Raw genomic sequence first — 13,873 nt, forward strand, 5'->3', positions numbered from 1 at the left:
TTCACAGGAGCTGATATGACCTTTGCAAAAAAAATGCAGTTCGGAGTGCTGAGCGCCGTCACCGGCCTTGCCATGTCTGCTGCGGCCCAGGCCGCGCCCGAAACGATCGATGTGCTGGTGCTGTACCAGCCTGAAGTCAGTCAGACCACGAATGGCCGCGACATCAATGCGAGAATCGTGTCTTACATCGAATACAACAATCAGGCTTACATCAATAGTGGTGTGAACCTGCGCCTGCGTCTGGTGGCTGCCAAGCCAATCAGCAAGGGCTGGACTTATGTCAACAGCCAGAACCTCGACGCATTGCGCAGAAATGGCGAAGTTGCCGCAATGCGCGAACAATATGGTGCTGACGTCGTCAGCGTGCTGAATTTGAGACAGCCAATGCAGGGCGGTTATGTTTGCGGTATTGGATATGTTCCTTCAGGGAACAGCAACGGCCAGCTTTATAGCAACGCTGAATCACTCGCCTTCAACCTGGTTGGTGTCGATTGTGGCTACAGCACCTTTGCTCATGAAATCGGTCATAACCTTGCCTTGGGCCATTCAGCGGCTCAGGGTACCGGCGGCGGCATCTGGAACTGGGCACGCGGACACGGTGTTTACGGCTCCTTCAGTACCGTCATGGCCTACCCTCAGTCTTACGGTACCAGCAATCAGTTGCAGCGTTTTTCCAATCCGAACATCCGGACCTGCGAAAACCAGCCCTGTGGCGTCAGCCGAAATCAGTCGAATGGCGCAGATGCCGTGGGCAACCTGAATGCGCTGGCAACTCAACTCGCAGCATTCCGCCCCACCAAAACGACCGGTGGCGGCAATGATGGCGGCGGCACGGACGGCGGCGGCACGCCTACCACGCCTACGCCACCGGCCACCGGCTATAAGGCCACCTTCGAGCAGACTACTGATGGCTGGCAAACCTACATGGGCGGCAACGTCGCTCGAGTTCAAACGGCTTACGCCGGTAGCTATTCACTGCGTTCCACAAACCGCACCAGCTGGTACTCCGGCCCAGGCCTGAACGTACGCGGCGTGCTGAAGACTGGTCAGGACTACACCTTCAAGGGGCAGGTTGGTCTTACCGGCTACGGCAGCTCGACCAACAATGAACTGTGGGCCTATATCGTCGACGACAGAGGCGCCCGGTGGGAGAAGCTGATTAGCCGCTCAGGCAACGCCGGCTACTGGAATTCGCTCGAAGGCAACTTCAAGCTCAACACAACGGGTAACGTCACCCAGCTTCGTCTGCACGTGTTTGGTCCATCACCAAGCTATACGATGTACCTCGACGCCGTGACGATCACACCGGTCAACTGACCACAAAGATCACCACAGGGGCTTTTTGAGCCCCTGAACCGCGCTGGCAAGGTCCTTGTGGGCGATGTCCTTCTACAGCCTGAACAGTGACCGCAGCAACCCGACCTGGCGTGGCTGCGCGAATCAGGGCGCCTGAATCACCAGGCTCACACGCCGATTCTTCGCCCTGTTATCTTCCGTATCGTTTGGCGCCATCGGCTTGGTATCGCCATAGCTGATCGCCCTGAGTCGTGGTCCTTCTATACCATTCTCGGCCAGAAACTGCAGCACTTCAGTGGCCCGACTGGCGGCCAGGTCCCAGTTAGAACTGAAACGCGCTGTCTGGATCGGTGTCGAATCAGTGTGGCCTTCGATGAGAATGGCGCCCGAACTTTTCTGAAGAATCGGCACTACCGCGCGCAGCACATCTTCGCCAGAGGTCAGCAACACGGCATCGCCAGAGTCGAACAGGACATTGCTGCCAATCTCGAGTTCAGCAAAGCCTTCTTCGAAACTAGGGCTCAGGAAACCCTCCAGCTGCTGCTCGTTTACGGCATCGCGAATACTCTGATACCAGGCGTTCTGCTCCCGGCTGCCGGTGATCTGCGCCGGTATGATTGGCTGAATAAGCTCGAGTTCGCTGAGCACCGGCTCTCCGGTGGTCGGCGTAATGTTCTTCTCCTCGGTCTCGGTGATCGGCTGAGCCTGAATGGCGAGCATGAGCGCAAACACGGCCGTAATAAGCACGAAGACATCAAGATAGCTCGTGAGCCAGGCATCACCCTCGTTATCCTGCACGGTCAGATCGTCCAGGGCGCCGAGATGTGAGTTCGCCAGAATCTGTGCGGATTGCTCGTTGCCACCGCCAGCGTGCTGGAAGCGATTCAGCCGGCCAGAGCGGGAGACATCAGGGGAGCGTGGCATGAGCTGACTCGCTGTCGCTGTGGCCGGTATGCTTGGTCGAATGTCTGGCGCCGAGCTCATCGTCGTAATGTGTCACGAAAGAGTAAAGACTTTCGCGAATGAAAGCGGGGCTGCGGCCCAGGCCAATCAGGGTGAGACCTTCGAGTATCAGACTCATGTGTAGAAGTCGCTTCTCGGTTCGACGCTCGAGCTTGGTGGCAATCGGCTTGAAGAAGAGATTCGACAGAAGCAGGCCATAGAAGGTGGTCACCAGCGCGATGGCCAGATGTCCGCCCATGAGATCGAGATTCTTGGCGTCCAGCACCAGCATCATATTGACCAGGCCGAGCAGGGTGCCGACCATACCGAAAGCCGGCGCGTAAGATGACAGGGCGTGGAAGATTCTGGCCTCTGCCTGCTCACGCGCTTTCAGCCGCTTGATACGCCAGGCCAGCGTGCCCGCCACATCGGCTACAGGTAGCTTGGCAATGATCATCTGCATGCCCATGGCCAGGAATGGATTGATGTGTTGGTGCAGTCGGGCTTCTATCTTGCGAACGTCGTTTCGGCTGTAGTCGCGGGCGAACTGTACCAGTTCGTCAATCTGCTGAACGTCGTTGAGATGATCTGGATGCCCAAGCGTTTTCACTGCCCTCAAGGCAGCCTTGATCTCCTTGCCCGGGTATCCCGCGAAGAGGGCGGCGAAACAGCCACCAGCCACCAGTATCAGCCCGGGAATGTTGAAAAAGATCATCGGGTTGTCGGTCGAGAGCATGACCGCCAGCACAATGAAGAATATGCCTGACAGGCTGCCGAGTACCAGCGTGAGTATCATTCGCTTGCAGCTCCAGATAAGGATAACGATAGTGCCCGCCTTGCAAGGGATGGGCAGCGGCAAAAAGTTGACGCATTGGCGCCGGTACAGGCATTGATGCCAGATTTGTGCCAGAACTTCGACGTTGGCTACTCATGCTAGACGGCGTGATGTTATTTGGTGCTCCTGATCGGTTGATGGACAGACCAGCGATCTGGTATTCTGGCGCGCCATCGAAGCACGCAAATGGCATTCACTGTGAATTCAGCAAGAAGCCGTTTCGCCTCTCCTTTCTCAAGTAGCCTGGAATCTGTATGACGCGCTATATATTCGTCACCGGTGGTGTCGTTTCTTCTCTGGGCAAAGGTATTGCATCAGCCTCTCTGGCGGCGATACTTGAAGCGCGAAATCTCAAGGTCACTATTCTCAAGCTCGATCCTTATATCAACGTCGACCCCGGCACCATGTCGCCGTTTCAGCACGGTGAGGTCTTCGTGACAGAAGATGGCGCCGAGACTGACCTCGACCTTGGCCACTACGAGCGCTTCATTCGTACACGCATGACCAGGAAGAACAACTTCACCACTGGCCGTGTGTACGAAACCGTGCTGCGCAAGGAGCGCCGCGGTGACTACCTGGGCGGAACCGTGCAGGTCATCCCGCATGTGACCGACGAGATCAAGCGTCGCATCGTCGAAGGGGCGGGCAATGCCGACGTGGCCATCGTCGAAGTCGGCGGAACCGTCGGTGACATCGAGTCACTGCCGTTTCTTGAAGCCACTCGACAGCTGAAGCTGGAAGTGGGCAGCGATCGCGCCATGCTCATGCACCTGACACTGGTGCCTTATATCGCCACTGCCGGCGAAGTTAAAACGAAGCCGACGCAACACTCGGTGAAGGAACTGCGCTCTATCGGTTTGCAGCCTGACATTCTGATCTGCCGTTCCGAACAGCCGATAGATCAGTCCGCCAGAAGAAAGATTGCCCTGTTTACCAACGTAGAGCAGCGTGCTGTCATCTCACTTGAAGATGCCAAGACCATCTATAACATTCCGAAGATGCTGCACGCACAGGGTCTCGATGAGTTCATTGTAGAGCGAATGCGCCTGAAGTGTGATGCAGCTGATCTGTCCGAATGGCAGGCAGTAGTGGACGCGCAGACGTTCCCGCAGCACGAAGTCACCATCGCGATGGTCGGCAAGTACATGGAGCTGCTGGATGCGTACAAGTCTCTGAACGAAGCGCTCATGCATGCCGGCATACAGACGCGAACGCGGGTCAATATCAACTATATCGATTCGGAGTCGATTCAACAGCAGGGCACTGATGCACTTGAAGGTGCCGATGCCATTCTTGTGCCGGGCGGCTTTGGTGAGCGCGGTATAGAAGGCAAGTTGCAGGCTGTGCGTTTTGCCCGTGAGAACAAGGTGCCTTATCTCGGCATCTGCCTCGGCATGCAGGTGGCGGTGATCGAATATGCACGCAATGTCGTCGGTATGCCGACCGCGAACAGTACCGAATTCAATCACGATACCGAGTATCCGGTCGTTGGCCTGATCGCTGAGTGGGTCGATGCTTCTGGCAAGACGGAAATTCGTGATGTCGATTCAGACCTCGGCGGCACCATGCGGCTTGGTTCCCAGGATTGCAGTCTTGTGGAGGGTACGCATGTTCGCAGCTGCTATGGCTCGGCTACGATACGTGAGCGGCATCGTCATCGTTATGAAGTGAATAACAATCTTCTACCGGATCTGGAAAAGGCCGGTCTGACGGTCGCAGGCTATTCATCGAATACAGACTCCAACGGCAAGGCGCTGGTAGAAGTCATTGAAGTGCGGGATCATCCCTGGTTCGTGGCCTGCCAGTTCCACCCGGAATTCAACTCGACGCCGCGCGATGGCCATCCATTGTTCCAGGCCTTCGTCGAAGCCGCGCTGGCCTATCATGAGGCGAAAGAATGACCGAAATGCAGCAACGGATCATCAAGGTAGGGTCGGGCCAGACGTCCGTTGTCGAATTTGGCAATGAACGTTCGTTCGCCCTGATGGGTGGCATGAATGTGCTGGAGTCGCGTGACCTGGCCATGCAGATTGCTGAACACTATGTGACCGTCTGTGCAGAGCTCGGCATTCCCTATGTTTTCAAGGCCTCCTTCGACAAGGCCAACCGCTCTTCGATCAACTCCTATCGGGGTCCGGGTATGGATGAGGGCCTGCGCATCTTCGAAGAGATTCGAAACACCTTCAAGGTGCCCGTCATTACTGACGTGCATGAACCGCATCAGGCCGCCCCTGTAGCTGCGGTCGTCGACATCATTCAGCTGCCAGCCTTTCTTTCCCGCCAGACTGACCTGGTTACCGCCATGGCGCAGACTGGCAAGCCCATCAATATCAAGAAAGCACAGTTTCTCGCGCCGCGCGAAATGGCTCATATTGCGAAGAAATGCCAGGAGGCTGGCAACGCCGAGATCATTCTCTGCGAGCGTGGCTCCAGTTTCGGCTATAACAATCTCGTGGTCGACATGCTCGGCATGGATATCATGAAGTCGACAGGCTTTCCCGTCGTCTTCGATGTGACTCATGCGCTGCAAAAGCCTGGTGGACTGGCTGAGGCCGCTGGCGGACGACGCGAGCAGATCGTGACCCTGGCCAGGGCAGGCATGGCCGTCGGGTTGGCTGGCATGTTCCTCGAGGCCCATCCGGATCCCGAACGCGCGAAATGTGACGGCCCCTGCGCACTGCGGCTGTCTCAGTTAAAGCCCTTTCTACAACAGGTCAAGGCTCTGGACGAGCTCGTGAAATCGTTCGCTCAGCTCGATACCGCCTGAGCGGCGAACACAGTTGACCCTTATTGTTCTTTGAGATGACAAACGGAGATTTGAGAATGGCAGAAATTGCTGGGATACGTGGACGCGAAGTGATGGACTCACGTGGCAACCCAACCGTCGAGGCTGAAGTCACGCTGACATCGGGTGTCATGGGGCGTGCCTGTGCTCCATCGGGTGCTTCCACGGGTTCGCGCGAGGCGCTCGAGCTGCGGGACCAGGACGCCAGCCGCTATATGGGCAAGGGTGTTCTCAAGGCCGTCGACGCTATCAATGGCAGTATAGCGCCGGCGCTACTGGGTAAGAGCGCAGCCGACCAGGAAGGCCTCGACCGCATCATGCTCGATCTCGACGGCACAGAAAACAAGGCGAAACTCGGTGCCAACGCCATACTCGCCGTGTCCCTCGCAGCGGCGAAAGCCGCGGCCATCGAGAAAGGCGTACCTCTCTATGAGCACATCGCGGAAATAAACGGCACCCCCGGCAGATATTCAATGCCAGTGCCGATGATGAATATCCTCAACGGTGGCGAGCATGCCGACAACAATGTCGACATCCAGGAGTTCATGATTCAGCCAGTGAAGGCCAAGACCTTCGCTGAAGCCCTGAGAATTGGCGCGGAAATCTTTCATAACCTCAAGAAGGTATTGCAGAGCCGTGGCCTGAGCACAGCGGTTGGTGACGAAGGCGGCTTTGCACCGGACCTGCCATCGAACGAAGCGGCACTCGAAGTCATTCAGGTGGCCGTCGAGAAAGCGGGTTACAAGCTTGGCGATGATGTCACCCTGGCGCTCGATTGTGCTGCCTCCGAGTTTTACAAGGACGGCAAGTACAACCTGTCAGGTGAAGGTAAGTCATTTGATTCCGAAGGGTTTGCGACTTATCTCGCTGGCTTGTGCGATCGATACCCCATCGTCTCTATTGAAGACGGTATGGACGAGAGTGACTGGAAGGGCTGGGCTATTCTGACCAAGAAGCTGGGTGACCGAGTTCAGCTGGTTGGCGACGATCTGTTTGTCACCAATACGAAGATCCTCAAGCGGGGTATCGATGAGAAGATTGCGAACTCGATTCTGATCAAGTTCAATCAGATCGGCAGCCTCACCGAAACGCTCGAAGCCATTCGCATGGCCCAGGACGCCGGTTATACCGCCGTTATTTCCCATCGCTCTGGTGAAACCGAAGACACGACGATAGCGGATCTGGCAGTAGCGACTGCTGCGGGACAGATCAAGACAGGTTCACTCTGCCGCTCTGATCGCGTCGCCAAATACAACCAGCTTCTGCGCATCGAAGAGCAGCTCGGTTCACGAGCGGTATATCGTGGAATGGCTGAAATCAAAGCCAGCCGCTAGCGCCGAGGAGAGTGGCTGACACAATCAGTCAGCCACTCTGACCTGGTACTGGACATCCGTACACTACAGAAATTTCCGCCATACCTGCTAAGCTAGTTCGCACTGGAGCCTTGTATTTTGCGGAGCTCCCCTGAAGCGAGTAGCTAGAGAATGTCGGTGATGCAGCCAGCTGGCCGCAGTGAATTTACAGATGAGCAGTCGCGTAGTCCGATGGTGCACGTGCCGTATGTGCAGATCGTGCTCTGGGCCTTGCTGTCTGTGAGTGTTCTGTACCTGCAATACCGTCTCTGGTTCGCCCATGGATCCCTCAACTCGCTCAGCGACATCAGATACGCGATTGGTGTACAGGCTGAGCGCAATAACCAGCTTCTCATGCGTAACGAGCAACTCAGGGCGGAAGTCGAGGAACTCAAGCATGTCGACGAAGTCATTGCCGAGCGCGCTCGAGAACAGCTTGGTCTTATCGGTCATAATGAGACCTTCTATATCGTCACGGATTGATCTCAGGCCGTGGTCATCAATATCAGCCATCCACCCCTGTGCTGCCGATCATGTCTGAAGTGAAGACCGTCTGGACCATACTGCCGGCTGCCGGTGCAGGTCGCCGCATGCGCGCTGCAACACCGAAGCAGTATCTGCACTTGCTTGATGGTAAATCGGTGATGCAGTGTACGCTCGAACGTCTGCTTGCGCTCGGCCTCCAACGTCTCATTGTGGCGATTGCGCCAGGCGACTCGAGGGCGGCAGCTGTGTGCGAATTGCTCGATCCCGCGCAGCAAGATCGTGTTGAAGTCATGACCACCGGCGGTCTAGAACGTGCCGATACTGTGCTCAACACCTTGCAGGCCCTGTCCGGCCGCGCTGCCGACGATGATCTCATTCTGGTTCACGACCTGGCCAGACCCTGCCTGTGCGGGGCAGACCTCGACGCTGTGCTGACTACTGCCGCTGGCAGCCGCGCCGGTGCCATTCTCGGCACGCCTGTCAGCGATACGCTCAAGCGCTGTGTGCCATGGGCACGGCGAGACGACCTGCCGATCACAGAAACCGTGTCACGTGATCTGCTCTGGCGAGCGCTCACGCCTCAGGTGATCCGATATGCTGTCTTGCGTCAGTCACTCGAGCAGGCTGACCGCTCCCGTGTCACCGATGAAGCCAGTGCGCTCGAGCAGTTTGAATACGAGGTGCTGATGGTGGCGGGCCGGAGTGATAACATCAAGATAACGCAGCCCGAGGATCTCGCCCTCGCGGCCTTCATATATCGTCAGCAGCACGAGGATGGCATGGCTCTCGCCAGAGCGCCGGCATCCACGTAACGCCGGCTTAACCTGTCCAGGTGATGATCCATGAGAATTGGCCACGGCTACGACGTCCATGCATTTGACGGTGATGCCGAAGCACTATCCCATAGCGATACGTCCGCAAGCATAGTCATAGGCGGGGTTCATATACCGGCCCGACGCCGCCTGCTAGCGCATTCAGATGGTGACGTACTCATTCACGCGATCTGCGACGCCTTGCTTGGCGCGGCGGGTCTTGGTGATATCGGCCGTCATTTCCCAGATACCGATCCCGACTACGAGAATGCCGATAGCCGGGAACTCTTGCGAACGGTGATAGCCCGTCTGCGGGATATCGGTTTCTGTGTGGGTAATATAGATTCCACTATCGTCGCGCAGGCGCCGAGAATGGCCGAACACGTCTCGCAGATGCAGCGAAATATCGCTGAGGATTGCGAAGTCAGTCTGTCCTCGGTCAATGTGAAGGCCACCACGACCGAAAAGCTTGGCTTCGTTGGGCGCCAGGAAGGCATAGCCTGCCATGCAGTTGCCCTGATCGAGTCGCTCTCCTGATGCCGTCACCCGAAAAGCTGGCGGATGATCTTGCACGCATAGATCGATATATTTGCCCTCCAAAATACGCTACTCCGCCTTTGGAAGCCCACTGGAAAATCGTGCCTGAAGATTTCATTGTCGAGGAACGCTGGCAGCCGGAGACGGAAGAGGGTGAGCACCACCTGCTAAAGGTGCGGAAGCGCCTGCAGAACACTCAGTGGGTCGCCGACAGTATCGCCGCATTCGCTGGCGTTAGGCAGGTAGATGTCGGGTTCTTTGGTTTGAAAGACAGGCAGGCGGTCACCAGTCAGTGGTTTTCGATCTACCTGGGCAAGCGCGATGCGCCGGACTGGCGAGACTGGGCACTTGAGGGATGCGAGATACTGCATATCGGTCGATATGCCAAAAAACTTCGCAGGGGTGAGCATGTCGGCAATGACTTCCGCATCACTTTGAGAGACATTCCCGCCGGCTCGGTGGTCCAGACGGCTGTCGAGGCGGACCTCGAATATTTGCGACTCGAAGGCTTCCCAAACTATTTCGGCAGCCAGCGCTTCGGTTTCGATCATGGCAACCTGACCCAGTTTGAACTCAATTTCTGCCAACCTGCAGCTGACTCACGCGAAGCTACCCGAGATACCCGCGGCAGGCGTGGCCGAGGCGGAAAGGGGAAGGGGCGGCGCATCAATCCGATGTATATCAGTGCTGCCAGAGCGCACTTGTTCAATTGTCTGTTGGCGTCGAGGCAGGCCGCTGGCTTCGCACGAACGCTTGTTGAAGGTGACGAAGCGCTCGCAGCCGATGCATCATCGATGAGTGGCCCGGCAGGCCTCCTTCCGGGTGGTCCGCTCCGTCACAATACGCCCGAGGCACCGCTTGCCAGCGAAATTTTTCGTCAACAGGCCTGGGGCGACTATACTGGCTGGCTCGAAGCACTTCATTCCCAGGGTGAGCGTGATACACCGCGCGCACTGTGGATGACACCTACAGACCTGAGCTGGGACTGGCAAGATGGCGCACTGGTGGTATGCTTCGGACTGCCTCCGGGCGCTTATGCGTCTGTGGCGCTTTCCCAGGTCGCTCACTTGATACAGGATGCTCGCCCTCGCAATGAAACTACTTCTTTCCAATGATGACGGCGTTTATGCCGCCGGACTGGCGGCGATGGCCGACGCACTCGAAGACCTTGCCGAGATTCGGGTCATCGCTCCAGAGCGTGACCACAGCGGTGCGAGCAATTCGCTTACACTGAATCGCCCACTGATGCTGCAAAAGGCAGCCAATGGCTTTATGTGGGTGGACGGCACGCCGACTGACTGTGTTCACCTCGGTCTCAGCGGCCGCTTCGGTTTCGATGCGGATCGTGTGGTCTCAGGCATTAACACCCATGCCAATCTTGGTGATGATGTGCTGTATTCAGGTACCGTAGCTGCAGCCATGGAAGGCCGTTTCCTGACTTATCCAGCCATCGCTATTTCGCTGGTAAACGCGGGCAACAATCATTTTGACACCGCCGCTCGCGTCGTGCGTCAACTGCTGGAGAGTCCAAAGAGCCTGTCGGTGCCACCTCGAACTGTATTGAATATCAACGTGCCCGACGTGCCCTTCCATGACCTTCGGGGCATCCGCATCACCCGGCTTGGTCATCGTGCCAAAGGCGGAGCGCCTCAGGAGATACTCGACCCTCGCGGTCGCAAGCGCTACTGGCTCGCGCTGGCCGGTGCTGGTGACGATGCTGGCGAAGGTACCGACTTTGCGGCTATTGAAGCGGGCTACGTGTCCGTCACACCCATACACGCGGATATGACACGGCATGATGCTTTCGAATCTCTGCAGAACTGGATCAGCAGCGTTGATCATGACTGAGCCAACAAAGCGCGGCCCATCGAGCGGTAAGGCCGGGGAAAATTTCAATGGTATCGGTATGACCTCTCTGCGTACCCGGCAGCGACTTATTGGGCGCCTGAAAGACAAGGGCATCGCCGATCCGGTCGTGCTGGCTGCCATGGCTGAAGTACCGCGGCACATTTTCGTCGATGAAGCCTTGTCACATCGCGCGTATGAAGACGCGTCCTTGCCGATCGGTTACAACCAGACACTGAGCCAGCCCTACATCGTCGCCCGAATGACGCAGCTTGTGGTGGCGGCGATTCGTGATGCGCTGGCCAGTGAAGTCTCCGACACCGTAACGCCACGACGCAGGAAGGTACTGGAAATAGGTACCGGCTCCGGCTACCAGACCGCAGTCCTGGCTCAGTGTTGCGAAACGGTGTACAGCGTTGAGCGCATATCGGGACTGCTTACCCAGGCCCAGGATCGTTTTCGTCGACTTGGCATGAATAACGTTCATTGCCAACTGGCTGATGGCATGCTTGGCTGGCCAGATCGCAGGCAACGTTTCGATGTCATCATTGCTACAGCAGCGCCCGGCGCAGTACCTCAGCCTTTACTCGATCAGCTGGTCGATGGCGGAACGCTCATACTGCCTGTCGGCGAAGAGAGGCAGCACCTGACCACGATTCGTCGACAGGGTGATGATTTCGTGAGTACGAAAATTGAAGAAGTTCGTTTTGTTCCTTTACTGAGTGGCTTGGTGGGTAGTTGATGATAGTGACGTTTCTGAAAGGGATGGCAATGGGCGCTGCAGATGTCATACCGGGCGTTTCCGGTGGGACAATTGCTTTTATAACAGGGATTTACCAGAGACTTCTGATCGCGCTAAGCAGTATTGGCCCGGCTTTGTGGCCACTGTTCCGCAAGGAAGGGTTCACTGCAGTATGGCAGCGCATGGACGGGACCTTTCTACTGTCACTATTTGGAGGCGTGCTAACAAGTATCGTTTTGCTCGCCAGTCTGATCTCGCACCTGCTGGCCACTTATCCGCATCTACTCTGGGGCTTCTTCTTTGGCCTCATACTGGGATCTGCCATCTTTATTCTGCGAGTCGCCGGGACCATTCAGGTCAGACACTGGATTGTACTGATCGTCTCTGCGGTGATGGCGTGGCTGATTACGGATCTGACCCCGGTAAGCATCGAGCCGAACTTTCTAAACCTGTTCGTTGGTGGTGTGGTGGCTATTTCGGCGATGATATTGCCCGGACTGTCAGGGAGCTTCCTGCTGCTCATGTTCGGTCTCTATCCACCGATCATGGACGCTATCAAGACCTTCGATTTTGAAATTCTCAGTATCTTTGCAGCCGGCTGTGTGGTGGGGCTCCTGCTGTTTTCACGCGTGCTGAGCTTCCTGATGGCTCGTTACTACACCACGCTGATGGTGGCGCTCACGGGGCTCATGCTGGGCGCGCTGAACAAAGTCTGGCCCTGGAAAGAGACCGTGAGTTATCGCACCAACAGCCATGGTGAGCAGACGCCACTGGTGCAAGTGAATGTTGGCCCAGCCGATTTCGCCTCCGGAAGTGGACTTGATCCACAAATTCTTGCAGTGGTCCTGCTCGCGCTTGCAGGCGTGGTGCTGATCGTTGTGCTCAATCGCTTCAAGGCGCCAGGCCAATTAAATTAGCCGCTTATCAACTAGTCTTGGTAGATGGACTCAACTTGGTAGGAAGTGGTGTTACCGCTCCTCTCAGAGGCGTTACTGGTGGTAGCATTACCATTGAGATGTTCTTGGAGGACGCGGCTAGAATAATTGAGAATATGTCGGCATATTAGTTACTTAGGGCGGGTCATCTCTCGTTCTTTACGCTATTTAGCTATATGGTGTCGGCTTTTACTGCATTTTCAGTTATTAAAAAGGGTCTTTTGTAGCCTGGAAACTGCCAAATTCTGGCTTCTTTGTAACTGTGTGTATAGGAGATCTGGCATGAACTGTGCTAAGCCAATCGTCGCCTCTCTTGCTACTGTCTGGGCTTCCCCGGCTGTAGGTACAGATGTCTAGGCCGCTCCGCCTCTTTCTCTGCGTTCTCGTCCTTGCGCTCCTGTCCTGTACCTCACCTGATATCTATCAGGATCCAAGCTTCAACCCGCCAGTTCGTTGGGGTTCCCATCGTGTTCAACCGGGGGAATCGCTCTATTCGATCGCCTGGCGGTATGGGCGAGATTTTCGTGAGCTTGCCGCCGAGAACGATATCGCTGCGCCTTACAAAGTGTACCCCGACCAGCTCATAACGCTTGAAGATACCGGCGCCTGGAAGCCGAGTTCCACTGTGTCTTCAAAACCCCGCGCTCAACAGCCTGTTAAAAAGCCCCCGCAAAGGCCTGTTTCCATTGCCAGTAACAAAAAAACACAAACCGCCAAACCCGCAATTACCAAACATACTGGTAAAGCACCTGCACTGTGGAGGTGGCCACACGCTGGCCCAATTATTGAAGGTTTCAGCAATGCAGGCTATGGGAGCAAGGGGCTCGACATAGCAGGCAAAGAGGGCGATCCGGTAGTCGCCGCTGCAGCGGGAGAAGTGGTTTACGCAGGCAGTGGGTTACTCGGCTACGGGCGGCTCGTGATCATAACGCACAATGAAGAGTTTCTGAGTGCCTACGCTCATAACAGCAAGATACTGGTGGCTGAGGGTGGCACAGTGAAGGCAGGCGATCCCATCGCAGAGATGGGGTCATCCGGAACCAACCGCGTCAAGCTGCACTTTGAAGTCCGCAAGCGAGGCGTCCCGGTCGACCCGATGGCTTATCTGCCCAAACGTTGAACAGGTGATCCCTGTAAGACATCAGAAAGCCGGAAATTGTGCGCAAGGACTGGATAGTGTTCTGAACAAAATGAGTGTGCGAGCGAGAGGCAACGAAGAGTGCTCAGCAGCACATCAACAGCAGCGCAAGCCGGCGGCGGTCCCTGATTCGGGGCGCCGGGGCAGACAGAAAAGGTTGGAATGACA

At 56.4% G+C, this 13,873-nt stretch carries 14 protein-coding genes; 12 read left to right on the plus strand and 2 right to left on the minus strand.

Annotated elements, in window-relative coordinates:
- Nucleotides 1-15 precede the first annotated feature (15 nt).
- A complete protein-coding gene (locus ABD735_RS18230) occupies nucleotides 16-1,317 on the plus strand; it encodes a zinc-dependent metalloprotease family protein (RefSeq protein WP_344809153.1) in 1,302 nt (433 codons plus the stop codon).
- A gap of 123 nt (nucleotides 1,318-1,440) precedes the next feature.
- On the opposite strand, the gene ABD735_RS18235 is transcribed toward ABD735_RS18230, so the two are convergent.
- Together ABD735_RS18235 and ABD735_RS18240 are read right to left on the minus strand one after the other, a co-directional pair.
- Nucleotides 1,441-2,220 carry an OmpA/MotB family protein gene (locus tag ABD735_RS18235; protein WP_344809155.1) on the minus strand — a complete coding sequence of 260 codons (780 nt, stop codon included), beginning with the start codon at nucleotides 2,218-2,220 and terminating at the stop codon, nucleotides 1,441-1,443.
- Nucleotides 2,204-3,034, minus strand: a complete 831-nt coding sequence (locus tag ABD735_RS18240) for a motility protein A (protein ID WP_344809157.1) — start codon at nucleotides 3,032-3,034, stop codon at nucleotides 2,204-2,206. The genes ABD735_RS18235 and ABD735_RS18240 overlap by 17 nt, the downstream gene beginning before the upstream one ends.
- Before the next feature lie 293 nt (nucleotides 3,035-3,327).
- Between ABD735_RS18240 and pyrG the strand changes: the two genes are divergently transcribed.
- The 11 genes from pyrG (at nucleotide 3,328) to ABD735_RS18295 (ending at nucleotide 13,687) form a co-directional block, all read left to right on the plus strand.
- Nucleotides 3,328-4,974 carry a CTP synthase gene (pyrG, locus tag ABD735_RS18245; RefSeq protein WP_344809159.1) on the plus strand — a complete coding sequence of 549 codons (1,647 nt, stop codon included), beginning with the start codon at nucleotides 3,328-3,330 and terminating at the stop codon, nucleotides 4,972-4,974.
- Nucleotides 4,975-4,979: 5 nt separating this feature from the next.
- A complete protein-coding gene (gene kdsA / locus ABD735_RS18250; protein ID WP_425548631.1) occupies nucleotides 4,980-5,840 on the plus strand; it encodes a 3-deoxy-8-phosphooctulonate synthase in 861 nt (286 codons plus the stop codon).
- Between the two features lie 56 nt (nucleotides 5,841-5,896).
- Entirely contained in the window at nucleotides 5,897-7,192 is a 1,296-nt protein-coding gene (gene eno / locus ABD735_RS18255) for a phosphopyruvate hydratase (protein WP_344809163.1), read from the plus strand.
- Between the two features lie 159 nt (nucleotides 7,193-7,351).
- Nucleotides 7,352-7,693 carry an FtsB family cell division protein gene (locus ABD735_RS18260; protein ID WP_344809238.1) on the plus strand — a complete coding sequence of 114 codons (342 nt, stop codon included), beginning with the start codon at nucleotides 7,352-7,354 and terminating at the stop codon, nucleotides 7,691-7,693.
- Nucleotides 7,694-7,743: 50 nt separating this feature from the next.
- On the plus strand, nucleotides 7,744-8,508 hold the full coding sequence (locus ABD735_RS18265; protein WP_344809165.1) for an IspD/TarI family cytidylyltransferase: 765 nt from the start codon (nucleotides 7,744-7,746) through the stop codon (nucleotides 8,506-8,508).
- 30 nt (nucleotides 8,509-8,538) lie between these two features.
- Complete coding sequence (ispF, locus tag ABD735_RS18270) at nucleotides 8,539-9,045, plus strand: 2-C-methyl-D-erythritol 2,4-cyclodiphosphate synthase (RefSeq protein ID WP_344809167.1); 507 nt, start codon at nucleotides 8,539-8,541, stop codon at nucleotides 9,043-9,045.
- Nucleotides 9,045-10,160, plus strand: a complete 1,116-nt coding sequence (gene truD / locus ABD735_RS18275; protein WP_344809169.1) for a tRNA pseudouridine(13) synthase TruD — start codon at nucleotides 9,045-9,047, stop codon at nucleotides 10,158-10,160. Before ispF ends, truD begins: the two co-directional genes overlap by 1 nt.
- Nucleotides 10,138-10,893: a 5'/3'-nucleotidase SurE gene (gene surE / locus ABD735_RS18280; protein WP_344809171.1), complete on the plus strand. Its 756-nt coding sequence runs from the start codon at nucleotides 10,138-10,140 to the stop codon at nucleotides 10,891-10,893. The genes truD and surE overlap by 23 nt, the downstream gene beginning before the upstream one ends.
- On the plus strand, nucleotides 10,886-11,632 hold the full coding sequence (locus ABD735_RS18285) for a protein-L-isoaspartate(D-aspartate) O-methyltransferase (RefSeq protein WP_344809173.1): 747 nt from the start codon (nucleotides 10,886-10,888) through the stop codon (nucleotides 11,630-11,632). Before surE ends, ABD735_RS18285 begins: the two co-directional genes overlap by 8 nt.
- Nucleotides 11,632-12,549 carry a DUF368 domain-containing protein gene (locus ABD735_RS18290; RefSeq protein WP_344809175.1) on the plus strand — a complete coding sequence of 306 codons (918 nt, stop codon included), beginning with the start codon at nucleotides 11,632-11,634 and terminating at the stop codon, nucleotides 12,547-12,549. The genes ABD735_RS18285 and ABD735_RS18290 overlap by 1 nt, the downstream gene beginning before the upstream one ends.
- Nucleotides 12,550-12,916: 367 nt before the next feature.
- A complete protein-coding gene (locus ABD735_RS18295; RefSeq protein WP_344809177.1) occupies nucleotides 12,917-13,687 on the plus strand; it encodes a peptidoglycan DD-metalloendopeptidase family protein in 771 nt (256 codons plus the stop codon).
- Nucleotides 13,688-13,873 lie beyond the last annotated feature (186 nt).

This window comes from Allohahella marinimesophila (genome assembly GCF_039538005.1).
Taxonomy (GTDB): domain Bacteria; phylum Pseudomonadota; class Gammaproteobacteria; order Pseudomonadales; family Oleiphilaceae; genus Allohahella; species Allohahella marinimesophila.